Raw genomic sequence first — 23496 nt, 5'->3', positions numbered from 1 at the left:
GTTTTAGTTCTTCGGTGTGCCGGGAGCGGGCGTGCCGGCGGCAGCCGGGCCGGGGGTCAGCTGCAGCTCGGCATCGCGGGCCTGGGGCGGAACCAGCAGCACGATCTCCACCCGCCGGTTCAGCGCCCGGCCCTCCGGCGTGCTGTTGGGGGCGATCGGGTCGCTCTCGGCACGGCCTTCGGCCTTCACCCGGGAGCCGTCGGTGATGGTCCTCTGCAGCATCGCCGCGACGGCCTGGGCGCGCTCCTGCGACAGGTGCCAGTTCGAAGGGAAGCGTGCCGTGCGGATCGGCTGGTTGTCGGAGTACCCGTTCACCACCACCTTGCCGGACACTTCATTGAGCGCGGACGCGACACGCTGGATCACCGCGACATAGCGCGGCTTGACCTCGGTGGAGGCCGGCTCGAACAGGCCGTCCCCGCGCAGGGTTACGGTGCTGCGGTCCGCCTGGTCGTTCACCTCGACCAGGCCTTCGCGGATCTCGGGCTCCAGGAACTGGCGCAGGCGGGGCTTCGGCGGCGCCACGGCCACCACGGAAGGCATCTTCGGCAAGCGGATCGCATTGATCGCGGCGAACAGCTCGTCCGAGCGCGATGCCAGCCGGTAGTTGAACCAGAGGAAGATCAGGAAGGCGATGAGCAGGGTCAGCGCGGCCGCCACCCAGAACGGCACCAGGCTCCAGGGCGGCACCGCCGCGCGCTGCACGCCGCGCCAGTGCAGGGACAGTGCGCCGCTGCGGTCCCCGCGGGTGCTCTCGATCACCTGCAGCAGCCGGGCCTTCAGGCTCTCCAGCTGGCTGCGCCCGTTGTCGATGACGTGATAGCGCCCCTCGAAACCGAGCGTCAGGCAGAAGTACATGAGCTCGATGAGGTCGATGTGCTGGTGGGGCGTCTGCACCAGCTTGGACAGCAACTGGAAGAACTTCTCCCCGCCCCAGGTCTCGTTGTGCAGTGCCACGAGCAGGCTGTACTGCGGCCACACGCCCGAGCCGCCCCACGGGGTCTGGGCCGCCGCCTCGTCGATCGCGGTGCAGATGCAGTAGCGCGCGCCGATGATGGTTTCCATCGGCACGCCAGCGCCGCCCGCCCGGCTCTCGAAATGCCGGATGCATTCGAGCAGGTAGTGCTGGAATGCCGCGGGATCGGGATTGGTCGCCATGCGGCGGATCTGCGGAATGAGGTTCAGCAGGGTATTGGCCGCGGCCACGAGCGGATTGCCGCCGCTCACGACATCGGGCAGGCCCGACGGCTTGGCGCCGGACTCGGCACCGGTGCCGCCGGGCGGCGCGGACGCGGGGACGGCCCCGGCGGGCTGGCCCGGATGGCCGGAGGCGAAAACGTTGACGGAGTTCTGCATGGACATGTCCGCTTTCAGCGCCGTATGGCCCACATTTCGAGCTGCAGCTCAGGAAAGCCGCCCGAGACGTGCAGCGCCAGGCCGCCCGAGTTCTGCAGCTGGCGCCACAGGTCGTGCCCGGTGTCCAGCTCGAAGTAGGAGTAGCCCGCGTGATAGGGAATCTCCCGCGGCGCGACGGGCAGCGAACGCAGCGGCACGCCGGGCAGGTGCAGGTTCACGAGGTCGCGGATGCGTTCCACCGGTCCCATCTTGATCTGCGTGGGGAAGTGCGCCCGCAGGAACTCCACGGCGGTCTGTGCGTGCACCGCCAGCACGAAGTCGCAGCTGGTGAGCAGTTCCGTGCTGGGGATGAGCGCCACGTGCACGCCGTACTGGCGTTCCTGCAGCTCGATCTGGATCGCGTTCTGCTCCAGCACCGAGGACAACCCCCGGCGCAACTCGAGCATCAGCGGCAGGAAACAGCTGCGCAGATCGTCGTGGTCATAGGTCGGCATCGCCGCGGGCCGGCGCTGTTCGCGGGTGAAGGTCGCCAGTTCGCCGGCCATCTTCAGCAGATCGTCGAACAGCCGCTCGGGATGAATGGCCCGCACGCGGACCCAGTGCTCCACCGCCGGCTCCCAGCGGTTCAGGAACTGGAGCATCAGGAAATCGCCGACCTCGCCCACGCCGCCCCGGCCGGGCTGGCTCAGCCGCTCCTCCAGCGCCGCGCCCCGCTGCCGAAGCAGGCCGAAAAGCTCGCGGCAGAACGTGGCCAGGCCTGACATCTCGGAGTTGTTGACCACGGTGGGAATGAAGGACGGATCCAGCAGCAGGGATCCATCCGCCCGGCGCTCCACCACCTGGGCCACGGGCAGGCTCACCCACCCGTCGGTGACATCCTGCGCGGCACGCAGCGACAGCTGGATGTTCCCGATCTGCACCTCGGCCGCCTGCGCGCCCATGTCGTTGGCATCCTGGACCTCCGCCACCTCGGCCGCATAGCGCACCGACGCGCCGCCGGGCGCGCCCAGCGTCACTTCCGCGCCCGCCCGGCGCCGCATCGGCAGGGCCAGGTGGATGACCGTGTCCTTGACATCCTTGCCGATCGCCAGCGCAGCGGGAGCCTGGTCATGGTGCGGAAAGCTGAACGGCGTGCCGTCCGGAAGCACGCCCTCTGCGGACAGCAGGCCCAGCTTGCCCAGTCCCAGGAGCTCCGTGTCGAGCGCCAGCTTGGAAAACCCCCAGAAGAAGAACTGCGCCGGCAATGTGCGGGACTGCACGAGGAAATCGGTGTAGCGGTCCTGTTGCTGGAAATGCTGCGGGCGAAGGAACATCCCTTCGGCCCAGACGACCTTGCGCTGCCAAACCATGGTGGATTACGGGCTTTCTTTGTGTTGTCGTTCGTCGATGCCTGGACTCAACGAGCGGGGGCGGGAGCAGGGGCGGTCTGGATCTTCACCGCGTCCTTGCCCACCGTGATGCTGTACTGCACGGGCTTGAGCCGCTCGGTCTCGCCCAGGCCCCACCAGCGGCGGCGCATCTCCACGGAATTGGGAGCGCCCGCGGTCGCGCGCCAGGTGCTGCGCTCCAGGTCGCGGTAGCCTGCGAACACCGCGAAGGTACGGACATCCGCACTGCCCTTGCGCTCGATCGTGCGCCGCTCGCCCGGCTGCAGCAGGATTTCCTCGCGCCGCACGAAATCGGCCCCCAGCTGGGCCTCGTCCTTGTCCTGCAGGTCCAGGTAGCTGGCCCGGTCGAAGGCCGCCGCCGCGCGCAGTTCGTAGATCCTCAGCAGGATGGGCTTGGGCGTGCCGTGGATATCGGGGTTGACGCCAGGGTCCGCGACGATCTCGAAGACGGCCGGCGGCACCGCCGTGGGCGCCTCCTGGGGGCGGTTCAGGTTGCTGATCATGCCGCAGCCGCCCAGCAGCCATGCCGCCACCGCAGCCGCGAGCCCCGCCCTGATGAATCCCTTCCGTGCCATCGTTTCCCGATGCATATCCGACTCCTTAGGTTCCGGTGAAAACGCCACATCCGCCCTGTCAGGCGCCATCCTCGCTGTCCGCCACCCAGACCGCGAGGGCGCTGAAATTGTCCTGGTAGGACTTGGCCTGGGCCCGCACGGCCGCCTCCATCTGCTCCAGCCACTCCTGCGGCGACTGGCTGTGGCGCAGGGCGCTCTCCATCTGCTCCTCGTGCAGGCCCTCCCAGAGCCCGTCCGAACACAGCAGGAACGCATCGCCGGCCGCCAGCTCGATCGGCCGCGGGAGCACCGTGGGCGGGATCTGCGACTCCGCGCCGATGGCGCCCGCCAGCACGCTGCGGTTCGGCAGGCGGCGCGGGTCCTGGTTGCGGTACACGCCCGCGTGCAGCAGCTGCTGCACCACGCTGTGGTCCTCCGTGATCTGCCGCACCTTCTGGTCCCGGAACCAGTACAGCCTGGAGTCCCCCCAGTGTGCCCAGAGCGCGCGCCCGGTCTTGCGGTCGATGCACAGCAGCACCACCGTGGCGCTCATGTGCTTGCGCGAGACCGAGAGCGGCTGTGCGCCGGCCACCGCATGCTCCGCCAGCGAAATGAGCGAGGCCAGGCCCGCGGGCGCGAACAGCGGGTTGTGCCCGAACCCTTCGAGCACCGCATTCACGGTGATTCGTGCCGCCAGCCCGCCGTGCCCGTGCCCGCCCGCACCGTCGGCCAGCACGCAGCACAGGCCGCGGTGGCCCATGTCCACCAGGCCCAGGAAATCCTCGTTCACATCCCGGCCGCCCTTTTCCGACAGCGAAGCCGCCATCACCCGGAACCGGAACTCCTCGCCTGCGATATGGAAGATCACGTCCTGGCCTTCGCTGCCGCCTCGGCGTTTTCATAGGCCTCCAGGAAGGCCTGGCCGGAGAAGGCCGCCAGGTCGTCCTCGGCGCCGCGCCGGATCTCGGCGAAATTGCGCTTGTACTCGTCCCACAGCGCCGCCTTGCGGCTCGTGGCCGACAGCTTGCCGAACACCCCTCCGGTCACGTCGGTGCGCTGCTCCAGGGCCGCAGGATCGAAGCGCTCCAGCGCCTCGGCATAGGCCGCACGCAGCCCGGCCATCAGGGCCACCTGGTGGACACGCAGGTCGTCGTAGGCCTCCTGCATGGCGGGAATGGGCTTCATGAATCCCGGGAAGTTCTGCCCGATCATCTGCATGACCACGCCCTCGGGCGTCGGAAGGAACTTCAGCGGATTGTTCGCGCCGGAGGAAATCACCGTCACGCCCGCACGGAATTCGCGCTTGATCTCGGAGCGGGCTGCCAGCAGGTCGATGGTGCCCTGCACGGCCACGCGGAAGGCCTCCCCGAAGGACCGCATGAACTCGGGGCTGAGCTTCTGCGGCTCGACCTTCTTCTGCAGCACTCCCGCGCCATCCAGGAAGGCGGCGATCAGCGACTGCAGCTCCGCAGGCGAAGCGGCTTCCAGTTCCGGCAGCACCGGAACCAGGGGCGACTTCGCGGAGCCCTCCTCCCTTGCCGGGCCATGGGGCGCGGCGGGGGCAGGAGCAGTTGCCTGGATTGGAGCGGGCGCCATGGTCGGAGCAGGCGCAGGGACGGGAGCCGGCACGGCACCTGCCGCGGCAGGAACATGCGCCAGCGGCACCTCCTCGATGGCTACCGCCCTCGCATCGCCGGCAGCCAGCCCCGAAGGCATGGCCTGCAGCAGCGCATCGGCAGCCACGGGCGCGGGCGCGGGTGCGGCTACGGGCCCGCTTTCCACCGGCGGCCAGCCCAGTGGATCGGCCGAAGTGGCCCCGGAGCCGAAGGCCCCCAGGTCAAGGCCCTCCACGCGCTGCAACCCATCCAGCGGAGGGGCCGACGGCGCGGCGGAAGCCATGCCCGGGCCGGTACCCGCCCCCTGGGCGATCGGCACGGGGCCTCCCGGCGCCGGTGCTGCGCCGGGCAGCCCCTGGCCCACCGGTGCCTGCACGCCCCGGGGAAGGCTGAAAGACTGCGACAGGTCGGACCCCGAACCGAGCGCCATCGCCGACCGTTCGGGCACGAGTGCCGGCGTTGCATCCGAGTCGCCCGTGAAGAGACGCAGCGGATCGAGTTCGTCGCGCGGGTCCAGTGCCTTGGGCAGGCCGGCATGGGCCGGATTGTCCATGTCGTGCGCGAATTTCGCGCCGCTGGCCGGCAGCGACTGCAGGAGCTCGTCGTGCCGCATGTTGGCGATCTCGCTCAGGCTCTTCGCCTGCAAGCCGCTCCCCCAGGCGTCCTTCTTTTCTTCGCTCTTGCGGGGGTCCGCCGCGAAAAGATCGAAGTCTTCCGGAATGACCAGGGCCCGGGGTGCCGCGGCGGGCCTGTCCTGCGGCACCGCCGGTGGCCAGGCATTGCCCTGCCCACCAGGACCGGCAGGCACCGGGGCGGGAGACGTGGCGAAGCCATGGGCCTCGTCCGGGACTGGAACAGGCGCGGACCCGGCTGGCGGCGCGGGTGTGGCGGTGGGAACGGAGCTGAACGCAGGGGCCGATGCAGGTGCAGGTACGGACGAAGCCGTGGGCGAGGCGACCGGCGCCTGGGACGGGGCCACGGCTGCGATGGCCGGCCCCTCCACGCGACCGAGCATCGCAAATGGGTTGTCGTCGTCCTCGGCGGAGGACGCAACCGCCGCCAGGCCGTCGCCCATGCCGGTCACGGGCATCGCCACAGGCTGCGACGGCGCGACAGGAAGCCCTTCGCCCTGTGGCACGTTCGCCACCGGAGCAGCCACGGACACGGGCTCGCTGGCGGCGGCAACCGGAGGCGACGGAATCGCTACCGGAGAGGGTGCAGATACAGGTGCGGGAGCGGGGACTGCAGCAGGAGCAGGAGCAGCCGCCACGGGAACGAAGGGCGAGCCCGGCACGACGGAATGCAGGACATAGGGGCCGATGCGAACCTCGTCCCCCACGGACAGGCGCACCTCTTCGCCCGAGCGCACTTCGGCACCCGCCACGAAAATCGAGCGGCGCTCGCAGAGATTGGCGATGAAGGCGGCCTCCGACTCGATGCGCACCATTGCATGCACGCGGGCGACGCCGGCATCGCCGTCGGACAGCACGAGCTTGTTCTGCCCCCCGCGGCCAATCGTTCCTCCCGCCACGCCGAATACCGCCGTCCATAGGCGGTCCACCGCTTCGTCCGCATGGCGGATGACCCTGAGTTCGACTTTATCCATGTCCGGTACGGCCCGTCGGGGTCAAGGTGTCTTCTTGGCCGGGACGGCGCGCTTCGCACGCGCAGCGACTGCCGCACGCGCGGTGTTGAACTCCTTGCCCCAGACCGGATGGCCTTTCTCGACATCGCTCAGCTGGAAGTTGGGATCCTGCTGCAGTGCGGTTTCGAAATTCTGCCGGCACTGGCGCAGACGCCCCAGGGCGCAGTGGCTGAACGCAATGAACTTGTAGGCCTTGACCTGGGATGCGGAGGACAGTTCGGGGGCGGTGCTCAGTGGCGTGAGGGCGGCGATCGCCTCGTCATAGCGGCCATCGGCATAGATGTCGAGGGCCTGGGCGAGCGCCTCTTCCTTCAAGGCGGCGGGGTCCTTCGGCTTCGCGGCCTCCTTGGCGTCCGTGCCCGCAGCGGCGCCTTCCGTCTGTGCGGGGTTGCCACCCGCGCCCGCCTGGCCCGCGGGGGGCGTCTGGCAGCCGCTCAGCAAGATGCCCACCAGACACATTCCACCAATGAGCTTCGTCTTAGATGCCATGCTTTCCTCGTCAAAATGGCAGATGCCCCGGCGCCTGCCGGCCGCCGGACACCCTTCTCGTATTTCCCCGCCCCGCCGGCAGGACGACCTGCCAGCGGGACGACATCATTCGAATTTGTGCGTGAGCACCACGGATTCGCCCCGCCGCACCTGCACCATCCGGGTCACGGTTTGGGATGCAGGGTTCGATATCTCGATGCGGTGGAAGCCCTCCGACAGGGTCAACTGGGTCAGCGGCGGCGTAGTGCCGGCGGGAATCCGGTCCACGGTGACATTGCCCCACGGCATGACGCGCAGGATCACCCTGCCGGTGTTTTCCGCCTCACGGCCGGAGGTCCGCTGGGACCGCGCGGGGTCTTCCGCCGCAGGCACCGAAGCTGCAGGCGCCGGGCCCGCATGCACCGCCGACGCCGGAGGAAGGGCCGCCACGACCGGGGCGCTGGCCCGCGCCGCGGGTTCCACCGGGGGCGGCACGGTGGACGCCGCCACAATCGGCGCAGAAGCCGGCGCCTGCTCCGCGGCAGGAACAGCCGTGGCCTGCAGCGAACGCGCCGTCAGCTGAGTGAGCGCCTCCTCGGCCTGCATCCGGTGGGCGCCGTTCGGGAACGCGCTCAGATAGGCCTGCACGGATTCCACGGTATTGATGCGGGATGCCAGCTCCCACTGGCTGGCCTCCTGCACCGCCATCCTCTCGCGCGCGGCCGCCTCGCTGGAGGCCTGCACCGTCCACCACACTCCGCCGACCAGCAGCAATGCAAGAAACGCCAGCAGCGGAACGAGCCAAGCCGGCCGCTGGCGCTTCGAAGGTGCGGGAATGGATGCCGCCACGGTAGGCGCAGCGGCGGCGGCGCCGGCCGCCGCACGGGGGGAAGTCCGTTCGACCCGGTTGCCAGCCTCCGGATGCGCCACCGGCACGGCAGCGGCGGGCGGCGGCTCCAGCCCTGCGGGACGGGTATGCCGCAAAGGCATCGGCTGGGTGGTCTGCAGGTAGGCCGGCTCCTCGGCCATGTGGTGCTCAGCATTGCCCGCCTGGGCGCCGGCAGCAGCGAGGTGCGAGGGAATGATGGAGGCCACGGCCTCCACGGGGCGCAGCGTCGGGGCGGCAGCGGACGCTTCGGGCAACGGCTCCGAGGCGCGAACCGCCACTTCCGCGCCGGCAGCCGCGGCGGACGCGTGCGGCCAGGAAATAGTCACCGTCTTGAGGCCCAGCAACTGCCGCAATTCGGCAATGCTCTGCGGCCGCTCCTGCGGCTTGACGGCGAGCGCGTTCTGCACACCGTGCAGGAACCGCGCACTGAACCCCGGGCAGTTCTCCGGCGTGAGCCGGGCCAGCGGGTCGTTGATCATCCGGGCGACCGAGGTCGCGGGCGGACGGCCGGTGATCGCCTGGTAGAGCACCGCGCCCAGTTGGTAGATGTCCGTCCAGGCCCCCTGCGGCATCGCACCATCGTCCACGTACTGCTCGATGGGAGCGAAGCCGGGCTTGAGCACCATGGTCAGCGCCTGGGTCATGTCGCCGATGATGCGGCGCGCAGCGCCGAAATCCAGCAGCACCGGCATGCCGGACTCCTGCAGGAAGATGTTGTCCGGGGCGATGTCGCGGTGATAGCAGTCCGCCGCGTGGAGCATCTCCAGCACGTCGAGAATGGGAACCAGCACCGCCGACAGCCATGCCTCGTCCACCGTGTGCTGCTGCGTCAGGAAGGAGCGGAAGGTCTGCCCCTCGTAGTACTGCATGACCATGTAGGCCGTGCCGTTGGCTTCGAAGAACCGGTAAACGTGCACCAGCGCCGGATGGGAGAACTTGGCGAGGAGCCTCGCTTCGTTGATGAAGCTGCGCAGGCCCGCATCGAACGCGCCGCGGTGCTGCGACCGCACATGCACCTCGTTGCCGTCCTTGCGGCCCGCCAGGGTGGCAGGCATGTACTCCTTGATCGCCACGATGCGGTCAAGGCTCAGGTCGCGCGCCTTGTAAACGATGCCGAACCCGCCTTCTCCCACGACATCGTTCAGCCGGTATTCACCGACCTGCACACCGGGACCTAGGCAGTTCGCCGAGCCACTGAATTCCTTGTCCATGAGTTCACGCTTCCAAGCACCGCTGCCGACGGCGCGAGCGTCGCCCGCCGCCGGGCACTGCCCTGCCGCGAAATCCCGTCTCCTGCACGTCGAGCACCAAAGTCAAGGCATCACTCCCAGGCGGCTGTGTTTCTAATCTGTATGGAGATGGCGGAAAAGCGGTTCGCCGACCGCCGTCCCGCTGGCTCCCGCCGGCCTGCTGCGCAAGCGGCTCAACGGGGACCGGCAAGTGTAACGGGAACATGTGACACAGCCCTGTCATCCCACATCCCGTCGAGAAAAAAGACAAATTGTTTCCTTTGTTTCTCGCGGCTGAACAATGTTGAAAATTGGAGTATTTCCAAATGCATTGCCCCTCCCTATGATCGGCGGCGCAACTAGGCATCCGGAGAAGCCTGCCTGAGTGCTTTCGCGCAGCCCCTGGGAGGGGGGACGTCTGAAGGCGATTATGGTCAGGGCATCTCCTGGCGAAAGGCCCCGTTCGTGAGGAGCAGGCCCCGCACAGCAAGAGCGGACCGGTTCCATTTCTATCTCTCAAAAGCGCATCTGCGCAGTCCACCAAAAAGGAAGCATTCCATGTCCGTCGATATGTTCATGAAGGTTGAAGGTGCCAGCGGCGAATCTCAAGACGCCAACCACAAGAGCTGGACCGACATCCGTTCCTTCACCTGGGGCGCGACGCAGCCCAACTCGATGGCCACGGGCAGCGGCGCCGGCGCCGGCAAGGTCACCTTCCACGACCTGAACGTGGTGGCAAAGATCGACAAGGCTTATCCGGCCGTCCTCAAGCACTGCGCGACCGGCAAGCACCTGGGTCAGGTGGAGATCTCGATGTGCAAGGCGGGCGGCACGCAGATCGAGTTCGGCAAGATCACCCTCACCGACGTCCTCGTCACGAGCGTGACGGTGAGCGGCACCGATGGCAGCGACGCCGTGCTGGTGAATTACGCCTTCCAGGCAGCCAAAATCAAGACCCAATACTGGGAACAGACGAACCAGGGCGGCAAGGGCGCCGAAAGCCAGGCTGGCTACGACATCAAGGGCAACAAGGAAATGTAATTTCCTGCGCCCCAGCGCAAGCCGGATGCCTCATGAGGCTCCGGCTTTTTTATTGCCCAAATGTGGCTGGAGAGTCAATCTCGTCTTTTGCATGGGTCGATGCGCAAAATGGAACATCGATTCCATCGCGCCTGGATTTTGAGCAGCGTCCGGCAGTCACCAAAGGTAAACCGGCTGGGCATCGGCATCGTGGGAATTCAAAAAATACGCAAATACGATCAAATCGGCATGTACAAAAGCATCCGCAAAACAAGAAATCGATTGCACATTTTTGGTTCTCCCGGGAGGGCGCCTCGGATAAAGTGCCCTGCCCCTCCGGAGAAAATCCAGTGAGGCGGTGGATTGGCGTGGTGGCCGCCGCCCTGGGCTCCGTGGCCGCGCATGCCGCGGACGGTGCCGCGCATATCGCCAATGCGGAACTGATGGCGGCACTGCAGAACCCCAAGGCGCCGCTCACGGCGGCGCGCACGCCGCTCGCATTCGACAACGGCGCCTCGGCGAAGAACTGCCTTGACTACTCGGAACTTCTGGGCAAGGCCCAGCCCGTCGAGACCACCCGCAATTTCCAGATCCGGAGCGAATACCTGCTCTGCGACAGCATCCGGCAGGTAGGCGGAAGGCCATTCGTGGCGGCAGAGGCTTCGGCAACTGCACGGCAGGCCAAAGCGCTCTACCAGAGACTGGATCTGCGCTCCTTCCCGTCGTCCTTGCGCAATCGGGCCGAAGCTGGCAAGCACTCGCTGAAGGCGTTGCTGCCCGGTGTGCCCCGCTTCGATGGCAACGCCGTCCAGGTGGATACCCCTGACCAGTTCTTCCGCCTGGAGGTCGTGGGCCTCATCGACGATGGCAAGGCCGGCAAGCAGGACCTGCTCGTCTGGGTGACCGACGAATCGAAGACCGGCACCTACCGTGGGTATGCCAGCATGGTCGTCCACCCGCCGCGCATGGCGACGGGCCTCTATACCGCGGCAGCTCCGGCCCGATGATCCCGCAGGAGCAGGCCCGGTGCATGCCTGGCCCGCCCCACACCTACATCGCCACGGCGCGCACCGCCATGCGCAGCCAGTCTCCAGCCCCCAGGACAGGACGTCTCCACAGGCTGTCACCGCGCATGGCCTCCACCTTGTCGAGGATGCGCAGCCCTCCCTGGACGACCAGGCGCAGCTCCCACCCCACCCGTCCGGGCAACTGATGCACGAGCCCGGCCCCTTCGACCATGAGCTCCCGTGCCCAGAGCGCACAGTCGGCCACCAGGGCCCGGGCCTGCGGGGAGAGCGGCCGCCGCTGCAGCAGCGCGCGGTCGATACCGAAGCGGGCCAGGTCGGCATCCGTGACGTAATGCCGCCCTCGCGGAAGGTCCACGCTCAGGTCCTGCCAGAAATTGACGAGCTGCAAGGCCGTGCAGATCGCATCGCTGCGGCGCAGTGCCAGCGGATCCGTGATTCCGTAGAGGTGCAGGAGCAGGCGCCCCACGGGATCGGCCGACCGCCGGCAGTAATCCAGCAACAGGGTCCGGTCCGCGTAGGTCAACCCCTCCGACGTCCGGAGAACGTCCTGCGTGAAGGCACTCAGCAGGTCCTCCAGCAACGCGACGGGAAGGGAATGGGTGCGGATGGCACCCTGCAGGGGCCCGAACACCTCCGCCCATCGCGCCTGCGGCGGTTCACCTGCGGCAACGCGGTGCAACTCTTTGGCGTACCCGTCCAGCGCTTCCAGGCGCTCGGCCGCGGTGGCATCGCCTTCGTCGGCCAGGTCGTCCGCCGTGCGGGCGAACGCATAGATGGCGGCAATGGGCTCCCGCAGAGAGGGAGGGCAGAGCCACGAGGCCACAGGAAAATTCTCGTAATGCGTCACCGGCCGGGCATGCAGGGCGGCAGGCAGCCCAGGGGATCCGGGAGCACCATCCAGGCCGGCCGGCATGGAAAGCGGGGGCGGATCCTGGCGTCCCGAAGGAAGGTCGCGGAACTCGGGTTGCATCGTCGGGGATGGGGGCTTGGACACCCCACGATTGTCGCTTGACAGCCGGCGAGGCTTTCACCTAGATTACTAACCAGTCAGTCATTAACAAACTTTGGGATCGCCATGCCGCCTCTCGCGCCGCCCCGCATGCACCGCCTGCCCCCTCCAGCCCAGCCCCTCCGTGGGGCTTTTTCGTGGAAGCAGCTTCATGCAGGCCGGAAGCGGGCTGCGCTGGCGGTTATGGCCGCCACCTTTGCGCTCTTGGGCTGCTCCAAGCCTGCGCCCGCCCCTGAACCGGAGCGCTCCGTCAAGCTGCTGACCGTGGGCACGGCCCCGCTGCAGACCCGGCTCGAATACGCCGGAGAAGTACGGGCACGGGTGGAATCGCGCCTGGGCTTCCGCGTGGCAGGCAAGATCGTGCAGCGCCAGGCAGAGCTCGGCCAGCGGGTGCAGGCGGGGCAATTGCTGGCGCAACTCGACCCGCGCGACTACCAGCTGTCCTTGGAAGCTGCGCGCGCACAGGTGGCGTCGGCGCAGACCCAGCGGGATCTGGCAGCCGCCGACTACCAGCGCTTTTCCGCACTGAAATCCCAGAACTTCATCAGTGGGGCGGAACTGGACCGCCGCGCAGCCACGCTGAAGGCCGCCGAAGCATCGCTGGAGCAGGCGCGGGCACAGTCGGCCTCCCAGGGCAACCAGGCGGGCTACACGCGCCTGCTGGCCGACGCGGCCGGCGTGGTCACAGGCATCGAAGCCGAGCCGGGCCAGGTCGTGGCGGCGGGCACGCCCGTCGTCCGCATCGCGCAGGACGGGCCCCGGGACGTCGTGTTCTCCGTTCCGGAGGACCGGTTCGCCGGTGTGCGGCCAGGCCAGTCCGTGTCCGTGCGGCTGTGGTCGGGCGGTCCTTCCGTGCAGGGCCGCATCCGGGAGGTCGCTGCCAGCGCAGACCCCGTCACCCGCACCTTCCTCGCCAAGGTCGCCCTGGCGTCGGACAACCCGCCGCCTCTGGGTGCCACGGCCTACGTCACGCCGGACCTGCCTAACCAGGATGGCGCGCAAGCCATCAAGCTGCCGACCAGCGCGCTGCGGCAGGAGGGCGCGCAAACCGCCGTCTGGGTCTATGAACCGTCGAGCGGCACCGTGCGCTCGCAGGTGATCCAGGTCGCGCGGGCCGACGGCAACGAAGTGGTGGTCGGTGCCGGGCTCACGCCGGGCATGCAGGTCGTCGCCACGGGCGTGCACGTTCTCTCGCCGGGCCAGAAGGTACAGATCTACCGCCCCCGCGTTCCCTCCGCCGACACTCCCGCGCCTGCCGCCCTGCCCGCCTCCGCGGCCGAATCCCCCCGCTGAGAACACCCCATGGAACAAGCGACACCGCAACCGCAGCCATCCGGGGGCTTCAACCTGTCCAAATGGGCCCTGGACCATCCCGCGCTCACGCGCTATCTCATGGTGGTGCTCATGGTGCTGGGCATCGCCGCCTACTTCCAGCTCGGCCAGGACGAGGATCCGCCCTTCACGTTCCGCGCCATGGTGGTGCGCACCTACTGGCCCGGCGCCACGGCGCAGCAGGTGGCGGAGCAGGTCACCGACAAGCTCGAGCGCACCCTGCAGGAGGTGCCCTATGCGGATCGCATGCGCAGCTACTCCAAGCCGGGGGAGTCGCAGATCATCTTCGAGATCAAGGACTCGTCCCCGCCCGGCGAGGTGGCCGGCGTCTGGTACACCGTGCGCAAGAAGATCGGCGACATGCGCGCCACCCTGCCGCAAGGCGTGCAGGGGCCGTTCTTCAACGATGAGTTCGGCGACGTCTATGGCGTGATCTACGCGATCGAGGCGGAAGGGTTCAGCCCGGCGGAACTCAAGACTTTCGCCGACGACATCCGCCAGCAGCTGCTGCGCGTCAAGGACGTCGCCAAGGTCGAGCAGTTCGGCATCCAGGACGAGAAGATCTACATCGAGATCTCGCAGAAGCGGCTCGCCCAGCTCGGCCTGGACATGAACCAGGTCCTGAACCAGCTCGGCCAGCAGAACGCCGTCGAGAGCGCGGGCACCGTCCAGACCCCGCAGGACCAGGTACAGGTCCGAGTGGCCGGACAGTTCGGAGCCGTCGAGGAACTGCGCGCGATGCCGATCCGGGGCGCCTCGGGCGCACAGCTGCGGCTGGGCGACATCGCCGAGGTCCGCCGCGGCTACATCGATCCGCCCTCCATCAAGGTGCACCACCAGGGCCGGGATGTCGTCGCGCTGGGCGTGTCGATGGCCAAGGGCGGCGACATCATCCGCCTCGGCGAAGCACTGCACGCCGCCGCGCGCCGCATCGAGCAGACCCTGCCGGCAGGCGTGCGCCTCGTGAACGTGCAGGACCAGCCCCGCGCGGTGTCGTCGTCCGTGAACGAGTTCGTGAAGGTGCTCATCGAGGCCGTCGTGATCGTGCTTGCCGTGAGTTTCCTGAGCCTCGGCCTGCACACGCGTCCCGGCCGCCAGCCGCTGTGGCGCCGCTGGACGCTGGACATCCGCCCCGGCCTGGTGGTGGGCATCACGATCCCGCTGGTGCTAGCCGTGACCTTCCTGGCCATGTGGTACTGGAAGATCGGGTTGCACAAGATCTCCCTCGGCTCGCTCATCATCGCGCTCGGGCTGCTGGTGGACGATGCCATCATTGCCGTCGAGATGATGGTGCGGAAGATGGAAGAAGGCTACGACAAGGTCCGCGCTGCCACTTTCGCCTACGAGATCACGGCCATGCCGATGCTCACCGGCACCCTGATCACTGCGGCGGGCTTCCTGCCCATCGGCATCGCCAAGTCGGTCACCGGCGAATACACCTTCGCGATCTTCGCGGTCACCGTCATCGCGCTCGTGCTGTCGTGGTTCGTCTCGGTGTACTTCGTGCCGTACCTGGGCACGCTGCTGCTCAAGGTGCCCGAACACCCGAAGGCGGAAGACCATCCGGCCGGAACCGCCCCGGGGGCTGCGCAAGGGCCGCACGAGGTGTTCGACAGCGCCTTCTACAACACCTTCCGCCGCGCCGTGGATGCATGCGTGGAGCACCGCTGGATCACCATCGGCGTCACGCTGCTGCTCTTCGCGCTGGGCATCGTGGGCATGGGGCGCGTCCAGCAGCAATTCTTCCCCGACTCCAGCCGCCCGGAAATCCTGATTGACGCGTGGTTCCCGGAAGGCACCTCGTTCTCCGCGAACGAAGCCGTGCTCAAGCGCATGGAAAAGCGCCTCATCGAGGAGCCTGGCGTGAACTCGGTCAGCACCTGGATCGGCTCGGGCGTGCCGCGGTTCTACCTGCCGCTGGACCAGGTCTTCCCGCAATCCAACGTGTCGCAGATCATCCTGCTGCCCCAGGACCTGGCGCAGCGTGAAGCACTGCGGCACGCCCTGCCGGCGATGCTGGCCCGGGAATTCCCCGAAGTGCGCGCCCGCGTGAAGCTGCTGCCCAACGGCCCGCCGGTGGCCTATCCGGTGCAGTTCCGCGTGATCGGCAACGATCCGGCGCGGCTGCGCCAGCATGCGGACGAAGTGCGCAAGATCCTGCGCGAACACCCGCAGATGCTTGGCGTGAACGACAACTGGAACGAATCCGTGAAGACCATGCGCCTGGAGATCGACCAGGACAAGGCGCGCGCGCTCGGCGTCACCAGCCAGTCCATCGCCCAGGCCGCACGCACCGTGTTCACCGGCACCACCGTGGGCCAGTACCGCGAGAGCGACCGGCTGATCGACATCGTGTTCCGACAGCCGCCGGACGAGCGCCAGGCCATCACCGACATCGCGAACGCCTACCTTCCCACCGCGTCGGGCAAGGCCATTCCCCTGACCCAGATCGCGCGTCCCGTGTTCGCCTGGGAGCCCGGCGTCATGTGGCGGCAGAACCGCGAGTACGCCATCACCGTGCAGGGCGACGTGATCGAAGGCCTGCAGGGCGCCACCGTCACAGAGGCGCTGCTGCCCGGCCTGCGCCAGCTGGAAGGCCAATGGCATGCCTCGGGAGATACCGGCTACCGGATCGAGGTCGCCGGCTCCGTGGAGGAAAGCTCCAAGGGTTCCGCCTCCATCGCGGCAGGCGTGCCCATCATGCTGTTCATCACCTTCACGCTGCTCATGCTCCAGTTGCACAGCTTCAGCCGCGCCCTGCTGGTGTTCCTCACGGGCCCGCTCGGCATCGCAGGGGTTGCGGGTGCGCTGCTGCTGCTCGGCCGGCCGTTTGGCTTCGTGGCGCTGCTGGGCGTGATTGCGCTCATGGGCATGATCCAGCGCAACTCCGTCATCCTGATCGACCAGATCGAGAGCGACCGCGCGCGCGGCGTGCCGGCATGGGATGCCATCGTGGAATCCGCCGTGCGCCGGCTACGCCCGATCGTGCTCACCGCCGCTGCCGCCGTGCTGGCGATGATTCCCCTGTCGCGCAGTGTCTTCTGGGGGCCGATGGCCGTCGCCATCATGGGCGGGCTCATCGTCGCGACGGTGCTCACGCTGCTGGCGCTGCCTGCGATGTACGCCGCATGGTTCCGCGTGCGGCGGCCCGAAACGCGGCCGCCGCAACCCGCCTGAACGGGGACGCTTCGCCGACAGGGTAAAATCGAAGGTTGACCAATTTCACACAGCGGCGGTCCCCCGGGTCCGCCGCTTTTTGTCGGTAGCCCGCTGGGAACAGCAGGCGGAAAGCCAAGTGGGAAAAGCGCGGGTGGCGAAATTGGTAGACGCACCAGGTTTAGGTCCTGACGCCAGCAATGGTGTGGGGGTTCGAGTCCCCCCCCGCGCACCACGAACAACACGGTGAGGCGGTCCCGGCACGGGACGGCCGTCACGGTCCCATTACATAGAGGAAGAGCCATGGCCGTTACTGTTGAAACCCTTGAAAAGCTCGAGCGCAAGATCACGCTGAGCCTGCCCCTGACCGCCATCCAGTCGGAAGTGGACTCGCGCCTCAAGCGCCTGGCCCGCACGGTGAAGATGGACGGCTTCCGTCCCGGCAAGGTGCCGATGAACGTCGTGGCCCAGCGCTACGGCTACTCCGTGCAGTACGAAGTGCTGAACGACAAGGTCGGCGAAGCCTTCGCCCAGGCCGCCAACGAGGCCAACCTGCGCGTCGCCGGCCAGCCCCGCATCACCGAGAAGGAAGGCGCCCCTGAAGGCCAGGTGACCTTCGACGCCGTGTTCGAGGTGTTCCCCGAAGTGAAGATCGGCGACCTGTCCACGGCCGAGGTCGAGAAGATCTCCGCCGACGTCACCGACGCCGCCATCGACAAGACCATCGACATCCTGCGCAAGCAGCGCCGCACCTTCGCCCAGCGCGCCCAGGGCACACCCGCCGAAGACGGCGACCGCGTGACCGTGGACTTCGAAGGCAAGATCGACGGCGAGACGTTCTCCGGCGGCAAGGCCGAGGACTTCCAGTTCTTGGTCGGCGAAGGCCAGATGCTCAAGGAATTCGAGGACGCCGTGCGCGGCATGAAGGCCGGCGAGAGCAAGACCTTCCCGCTGGCGTTCCCCGAGGACTACCACGGCAAGGACGTGGCCGGCAAGACCGCCGACTTCCTCGTCACCGTGAAGAAGATCGAAGCCGCCCACCTGCCCGAAGTCAACGAGCAACTGGCGAAGTCCCTGGGCATCGCCGACGGCACCGTGGAAGGCCTGCGCGCCGACATCAAGAAAAACCTCGAGCGCGAAGTCAAGTTCCGCCTGCTGGCCCGCAACAAGCAGGCCGTGATGGAAGCCCTGGTGTCCAAGGCCGAGCTGGACCTGCCCAACGCCAGCGTGCAGGCCGAGATCGCCCGCCTGCTGGAAGGCGCCCGCGCCGACCTCAAGCAGCGCGGCATCAAGGATGCCGACAAGGCCGAAATCCCCGAGGACGTGTTCCGCCCGCAGGCCGAGCGCCGCGTGCGCCTGGGCCTGGTCGTGGCCGAACTGGTGCGCGCCAACGACCTGCACGCCACCCCCGAGCAACTGAAGGCGCATGTGGACGAGCTCGCCGCCAGCTACGAGAAGCCCGAGGACGTGGTCCGCTGGTACTTCGGCGACCGCCAGCGCCTGGCCGAAGTCGAGGCCGTGGTCATCGAGAACAACGTCACGGCCTTCGTGCTGGACAAGGCCAAGGTCACCGACAAGGCCATCTCCTTCGACGAACTGATGGGCCAGGGCTGAAGCCGCGGCGCTGGCGCATGCATCCGCAGCGCGCCGGCTCCTGCCTGCCATCCGGGGCTTGTGCTGGCGAGCACAGGCCCCAATTCATTTCTCGGTACAGTATCTGCATGACTGGAGAAAACATGAGCGCACTGGAAACACAGGCCCTGGGCATGATCCCCATGGTGATCGAGCAGTCGGGACGCGGCGAGCGGTCCTACGACATCTATTCGCGCCTGCTCAAGGAGCGGATCGTCTTCCTGATCGGCGAGGTGAACGACCAGACCGCCAACCTGGTCGTGGCACAGCTGCTGTTCCTGGAGAGCGAGAACCCCGACAAGGACATCTCCTTCTACATCAACTCCCCCGGCGGCAGCGTGACGGCCGGCATGGCCATCTACGACACGATGCAGTTCATCAAGCCGGACGTGTCCACCATGTGCCTGGGCTTCGCGGCCAGCATGGGCGCCTTCCTGCTGGCGGCCGGCGCCAAGGGCAAGCGCTTCTCGCTGCCCAATTCGAAGATCATGATCCACCAGGTGCTCGGCGGTGCCCGCGGCCAGGCCACGGACATCGAGATCCATGCACGGGACATCCTGCGTACCAAGGACCAGATGAACCGCATCCTGGCCGAACGCACCGGACAGCCCCTGGAAAAGGTCAAGGCCGACACCGAACGCGACTATTTCCTCACGGCCGACGAGGCCAAGGAATACGGCCTGGTCGACCAGGTGGTGACCCAGCGTCCCTGACCGGCGGCGTTGCCTCCGGCGGCGCTTTTCTCCCCGGGAAAGCGTCCGCCGCCATTTCGTTATCATTCCGCCAACAGTTCCCGCAACACGAGGCAATGCCCCCATGGCCGAGAAAAAAGGCTCTTCCAGCGAAAAAACCCTTTATTGCTCCTTCTGCGGCAAGAGCCAGCACGAGGTGAAGAAACTCATCGCTGGCCCGTCGGTTTTCATTTGCGACGAGTGCATCGACCTGTGCAATGAGATCATCCGCGACGAGCTGCCGTCCACCGAAGGCGCACGGGATTCCCGCGGCGACCTGCCGACTCCGTCGGAGATCAAGGCCAACCTCGACAACTACGTGATCGGCCAGGAAATCGCCAAGCGCACCCTGGCCGTGGCCGTGTACAACCACTACAAGCGCCTGCGCCACAAGGACAAGGCCGGCAAGGACGAGGTCGAGCTCGCGAAAAGCAACATCCTGCTGATCGGGCCCACCGGCTCGGGCAAGACCCTGCTGGCCCAGACCCTCGCTCGCATGCTCGACGTGCCCTTCGTGATGGCCGACGCCACCACCCTGACCGAGGCCGGCTACGTCGGCGAGGACGTCGAGAACATCGTCCAGAAGCTGCTGCAGAGCTGCAATTACGAAGTGGAGCGGGCCCAGCGCGGCATCGTCTACATCGACGAGATCGACAAGATCTCCCGCAAGTCCGACAACCCTTCCATCACGCGCGACGTCTCCGGAGAAGGCGTGCAACAGGCGCTACTCAAGCTGATCGAGGGCACCATGGCCAGCGTCCCCCCCCAGGGCGGCCGCAAGCACCCCAACCAGGATTTCCTGCAGATCGACACGACCAACATCCTGTTCATCTGCGGCGGCGCGTTCGCCGGCCTGGAGAAGGTCATCGAGAACCGCACGGAGGCCTCGGGCATCGGTTTCGGCGCTGCCGTCAAGAGCAAGAAGCAGCGCTCGCTCACCGAGGTATTCACCGAGATCGAGCCGGAAGATCTCATCAAGTTCGGCCTCATCCCCGAACTGGTGGGCCGCATGCCTGTGGTCACGGCGCTGGCGGAACTCAGCGAGGACGCCCTGGTGCAGATCCTCACGGAGCCCAAGAATGCCCTGGTCAAGCAGTACAGCAAGCTGCTGGCCATGGAGGGGGTGGAGCTGGAGATCCGTCCTGCCGCCCTGAAGGCCATCGCCCGCAAGGCCCTGGCCCGCAAGACCGGCGCCCGCGGCCTGCGCTCCATCCTCGAGCAGTCCCTGATCGGGACCATGTTCGATCTTCCCAATACCAGCAACGTGGAGAAGGTCGTGGTGGACGAATCCACCATCGAGGAGAACAAGGCCCCGCTGCTCGTCTACCGGGAAGCGGCCAAGAAGGCCTGAGCCGCCCTCCCCTGCGGGGGAGGTGTGCGCCCGCGGCCGGACACCCCTGCCGCGGCCCCGGTCATCCAGGATGGTGCCGCGGGTTGAAAATACCGGCTGGTGGACCATATTCCACTCAGTTTCACAAGGATTCCCATGTCCGGACATACCCCCCTGCCAGCCACCCCCATCGACCTCCCATTGCTGCCCCTGCGCGATGTGGTGGTCTTCCCCCACATGGTGATTCCGCTGTTCGTGGGCCGGCCCAAGAGCATCAAGGCCCTCGAGCTGGCCATGGACGCCGACCGGCGCATCATGCTGGTGGCCCAGAAAACGGCGGCCAAGGACGAGCCGCTGGTTTCCGACATGTTCGACGTCGGCTGCGTTTCCACCATCCTGCAGATGCTCAAGCTGCCCGACGGCACCGTCAAGGTGCTGGTGGAAGGCCAGCAGCGCGCCCAGGTCGCCTCCATCGAGGACCATGAGAGCCATTTCACCTCCACCGTGACGCCGGTGCCCGCCAGCGACGGCGACCACAAGCCCAGCGAGATCGAAGCGCTGCGCCGCGCGGTGATGCAGCAGTTCGACCAGTACGTCAAGCTGAACAAGAAGATCCCGCCCGAGATCCTCACCTCCATCGCGAGCATCGACGATCCAGGCCGCCTGGCCGACACCATCGCAGCCCACCTGCCCCTCAAGCTGGAGAACAAGCAGGCCGTGCTGGACCTGGCCGACGTGAAGGAACGGCTCGAGAACCTGTTCGAGCAACTCGACCGCGAGGTGGACATCCTCAACGTGGACAAGCGCATCCGCGGCCGCGTCAAGCGCCAGATGGAGAAGAACCAGCGCGACTTCTACCTGAACGAGCAGGTCAAGGCCATCCAGAAGGAACTCGGCGAAGGCGAGGAAGGCGCGGACATCGAGGAGATAGAGAAGAAGATCAAGGCCGCGAAGATGCCCGCGGACGCGCGCAAGAAGGCCGAGAGCGAACTCAAGAAGCTCAAGCTGATGTCGCCCATGTCGGCGGAAGCCACGGTCGTGCGCAACTACATCGAGGTCCTGACCGGCCTGCCCTGGAGCAAGCGCACGAAGATCAAGCACGACCTCGCCAATGCGGAAGAAGTGCTCAACGAGGACCACTACGGCCTGGACAAGGTCAAGGACCGCATCCTCGAGTACCTCGCGGTGCAGCAGCGCGTGGACAAGGTCAAGGCCCCCATCCTCTGCCTGGTGGGCCCTCCCGGGGTCGGCAAGACCTCGCTCGGCCAGTCCATCGCCAAGGCGACGGGCCGCAAGTACGTGCGCATGGCGCTCGGTGGCATGCGCGACGAGGCGGAGATCCGCGGCCACCGCCGCACCTACATCGGCGCCATGCCCGGCAAGGTGCTGCAGAGCCTGAACAAGGTCGGCACGCGCAATCCGCTCTTCCTGCTCGACGAGATCGACAAGCTGGGCACGGACTTCCGCGGTGACCCGTCCAGCGCGCTGCTCGAGGTGCTGGACCCGGAGCAGAACCACAAGTTCGGAGACCACTACGTGGAGGTCGATTTCGACCTGAGCGACGTGATGTTCGTGGCCACGTCGAACTCCATGAACATCCCGCCCGCCCTGCTGGACCGGATGGAGGTCATCCGCCTCTCGGGCTACACGGAAGACGAGAAGGCGAACATCGCCATCAAGTACCTGCTGCCCAAGCAGATGGTGAACAACGGCGTCAAGGACGAGGAACTGCGGGTCGAGGAAAGCGCGGTGCGCGACGTCATCCGCTACTACACCCGCGAGGCGGGCGTGCGCTCGCTCGAGCGCGAACTCTCCAAGATCTGCCGCAAGGTGGTCAAGGGCCTGCAGCTCAAGAAGCTCGAGCCCCAGGTGGTGGTCACGGCGGACAACCTGGCCGACTACCTCGGCGTGCGCAAGCACACCTACGGCCGTGCCGAGCAGCAGAACCAGGTGGGCCAGGTGGTCGGCCTCGCGTGGACCGAGGTCGGAGGCGACCTGCTCACCATCGAAGCCGCGACCATGCCCGGCAAGGGAACCATCACGCGCACGGGTTCGCTCGGCGACGTGATGAAGGAATCCGTGGAAGCGGCCCGCACGGTGGTGCGCAGCCGCGCCCACCGCCTGGGCATCAAGGACGAGGTGTTCGAGAAGCGCGACATGCACATCCACGTGCCGGACGGTGCCACGCCCAAGGACGGCCCGAGTGCCGGTGCGGCCATGACCACGGCCTTCGTGTCCGCCCTCACGGGCATCCCCGTGCGCAGCGACGTCGCCATGACCGGCGAGATCACCCTGCGCGGCGAGGTCACGGCCATCGGGGGCCTGAAGGAAAAGCTGCTCGCGGCACTGCGCGGCGGCATCAAGACGGTGCTGATCCCCGAGGAAAACGTCAAGGACCTGCAGGAGATCCCGGACAACGTGAAGAGCGGTCTCGAGATCATTCCGGTCAAATGGATCGACAAGGTGCTGGAAGTCGCCCTCGAGCGCAAGCCGATCGCACTGACGGAAGAAGAGATCGCCGCGTCCATCACCGCCCGGGAAAACCGGCAGGCGCAGGGCTCGACGGACTCCGTGAAGCACTGAAAGCGAAATTTTTCCGGAACCACCCAAAAAGTGCGCTACAATTCACTTCATCGACGCCAAACATTGTAGAATGCAAGGCTTCGGTAAATGCGGGAATAGCTCAGTTGGTAGAGCGCAACCTTGCCAAGGTTGAGGTCGAGAGTTCGAGACTCTTTTCCCGCTCCAGACTCCAAAAAAGGGGAAGCCAAAGCTTCCCCTTTTTGCCAAGGGAAGCATCTTCGGCGCGGTAGCAAAGCGGTTATGCACCGGATTGCAAATCCGTGTAGGTCGGTTCGACTCCGGCCCGCGCCTCCAGATACGGACAGTGGCTTGTACATCGATCGGTGTCCAAGCCCACTTGGCAAGGCACTAGAAAATGGTGCTAAAATTCAAGGCTTGTTGACGAGGCAACGAATCAACAGCAAATGCGGGAATAGCTCAGTTGGTAGAGCGCAACCTTGCCAAGGTTGAGGTCGAGAGTTCGAGACTCTTTTCCCGCTCCATACATGGAACATGCGCAATGCGGGTGTCCAGCAAACAAGGCCCTTCGG

Annotated in this window: 16 protein-coding genes and 4 tRNA genes; 12 read left to right on the top strand and 8 right to left on the bottom strand. The window is 66.9% G+C overall.

From position 1 onward, the window contains the following. Positions 1 to 3: 3 nt before the first annotated feature. The 7 genes from ACAV_RS07445 to ACAV_RS07415 form a co-directional block, all read right to left on the bottom strand. A complete protein-coding gene (locus ACAV_RS07445; RefSeq protein ID WP_013593955.1) occupies positions 4 to 1356 on the bottom strand; it encodes a DotU family type VI secretion system protein in 1353 nt (450 codons plus the stop codon). A gap of 14 nt (positions 1357 to 1370) precedes the next feature. After that, complete coding sequence (gene tssK / locus ACAV_RS07440; protein WP_013593954.1) at positions 1371 to 2705, bottom strand: type VI secretion system baseplate subunit TssK; 1335 nt, start codon at positions 2703 to 2705, stop codon at positions 1371 to 1373. A 47-nt stretch (positions 2706 to 2752) separates the two neighbouring features. Further along, the gene (gene tssJ / locus ACAV_RS07435) at positions 2753 to 3319 is read right to left on the bottom strand and encodes a type VI secretion system lipoprotein TssJ (protein WP_225977264.1); all 567 of its coding nucleotides are present in this window, start codon (positions 3317 to 3319) and stop codon (positions 2753 to 2755) included. 58 nt (positions 3320 to 3377) lie between these two features. Continuing rightward, positions 3378 to 4166: a PP2C family protein-serine/threonine phosphatase gene (locus tag ACAV_RS07430; RefSeq protein WP_013593952.1), complete on the bottom strand. Its 789-nt coding sequence runs from the start codon at positions 4164 to 4166 to the stop codon at positions 3378 to 3380. Then, positions 4163 to 6520, bottom strand: a complete 2358-nt coding sequence (gene tagH / locus ACAV_RS07425) for a type VI secretion system-associated FHA domain protein TagH (protein WP_013593951.1) — start codon at positions 6518 to 6520, stop codon at positions 4163 to 4165. The genes ACAV_RS07430 and tagH overlap by 4 nt, the downstream gene beginning before the upstream one ends. Before the next feature lie 21 nt (positions 6521 to 6541). Further along, positions 6542 to 7048, bottom strand: a complete 507-nt coding sequence (locus ACAV_RS07420) for a TssQ family T6SS-associated lipoprotein (protein ID WP_013593950.1) — start codon at positions 7046 to 7048, stop codon at positions 6542 to 6544. Between the two features lie 105 nt (positions 7049 to 7153). Then, on the bottom strand, positions 7154 to 9127 hold the full coding sequence (locus ACAV_RS07415; protein ID WP_013593949.1) for a serine/threonine-protein kinase: 1974 nt from the start codon (positions 9125 to 9127) through the stop codon (positions 7154 to 7156). Between the two features lie 576 nt (positions 9128 to 9703). On the opposite strand from ACAV_RS07415, the gene ACAV_RS07410 reads away from it, so the two are divergent. After that, complete coding sequence (locus tag ACAV_RS07410; RefSeq protein ID WP_013593948.1) at positions 9704 to 10186, top strand: Hcp family type VI secretion system effector; 483 nt, start codon at positions 9704 to 9706, stop codon at positions 10184 to 10186. 350 nt (positions 10187 to 10536) lie between these two features. Further along, entirely contained in the window at positions 10537 to 11172 is a 636-nt protein-coding gene (locus ACAV_RS07405; protein ID WP_244875527.1) for a hypothetical protein, read from the top strand. Positions 11173 to 11215: 43 nt separating this feature from the next. Here ACAV_RS07405 and hpnC read toward each other — a convergent pair whose 3' ends face one another. Further along, a complete protein-coding gene (gene hpnC / locus ACAV_RS07400; RefSeq protein ID WP_013593946.1) occupies positions 11216 to 12106 on the bottom strand; it encodes a squalene synthase HpnC in 891 nt (296 codons plus the stop codon). Positions 12107 to 12268: 162 nt separating this feature from the next. Here hpnC and ACAV_RS07395 point away from each other — a divergent pair, with 162 nt between their 5' ends. The 10 genes from ACAV_RS07395 to ACAV_RS07350 all read left to right on the top strand — a co-directional run bounded on the left by ACAV_RS07395 (position 12269) and on the right by ACAV_RS07350 (position 23448). Next, complete coding sequence (locus ACAV_RS07395; RefSeq protein WP_013593945.1) at positions 12269 to 13495, top strand: efflux RND transporter periplasmic adaptor subunit; 1227 nt, start codon at positions 12269 to 12271, stop codon at positions 13493 to 13495. A 9-nt stretch (positions 13496 to 13504) separates the two neighbouring features. Next, positions 13505 to 16711 carry an efflux RND transporter permease subunit gene (locus ACAV_RS07390; RefSeq protein WP_013593944.1) on the top strand — a complete coding sequence of 1069 codons (3207 nt, stop codon included), beginning with the start codon at positions 13505 to 13507 and terminating at the stop codon, positions 16709 to 16711. Between the two features lie 127 nt (positions 16712 to 16838). Next, positions 16839 to 16925: transfer RNA gene (locus ACAV_RS07385), tRNA-Leu, on the top strand. A 68-nt stretch (positions 16926 to 16993) separates the two neighbouring features. Then, positions 16994 to 18304 (top strand): trigger factor, encoded by a 1311-nt coding sequence (gene tig / locus ACAV_RS07380; RefSeq protein ID WP_013593943.1) that lies wholly within the window; start codon positions 16994 to 16996, stop codon positions 18302 to 18304. 122 nt (positions 18305 to 18426) lie between these two features. Then, positions 18427 to 19035 carry an ATP-dependent Clp endopeptidase proteolytic subunit ClpP gene (gene clpP / locus ACAV_RS07375; protein WP_011794600.1) on the top strand — a complete coding sequence of 203 codons (609 nt, stop codon included), beginning with the start codon at positions 18427 to 18429 and terminating at the stop codon, positions 19033 to 19035. Positions 19036 to 19138: 103 nt separating this feature from the next. Continuing rightward, positions 19139 to 20404, top strand: coding sequence for an ATP-dependent Clp protease ATP-binding subunit ClpX (gene clpX / locus ACAV_RS07370; protein ID WP_011794599.1), 1266 nt, complete (start codon positions 19139 to 19141; stop codon positions 20402 to 20404). A 135-nt stretch (positions 20405 to 20539) separates the two neighbouring features. Further along, the gene (gene lon, locus ACAV_RS07365; RefSeq protein WP_013593942.1) at positions 20540 to 22966 is read left to right on the top strand and encodes an endopeptidase La; all 2427 of its coding nucleotides are present in this window, start codon (positions 20540 to 20542) and stop codon (positions 22964 to 22966) included. 89 nt (positions 22967 to 23055) lie between these two features. Further along, positions 23056 to 23131 (top strand) — tRNA-Gly (locus ACAV_RS07360). A 55-nt stretch (positions 23132 to 23186) separates the two neighbouring features. Then, positions 23187 to 23260 (top strand) — tRNA-Cys (locus ACAV_RS07355). Positions 23261 to 23372: 112 nt separating this feature from the next. Then, a tRNA-Gly gene (locus ACAV_RS07350) sits at positions 23373 to 23448 on the top strand. Positions 23449 to 23496 lie beyond the last annotated feature (48 nt).

Source organism: Paracidovorax avenae ATCC 19860 (assembly GCF_000176855.2).
Taxonomy (GTDB): Bacteria; Pseudomonadota; Gammaproteobacteria; order Burkholderiales; family Burkholderiaceae_C; genus Paracidovorax; species Paracidovorax avenae.
This window is presented reverse-complemented; position numbering and strand designations above follow the sequence as displayed.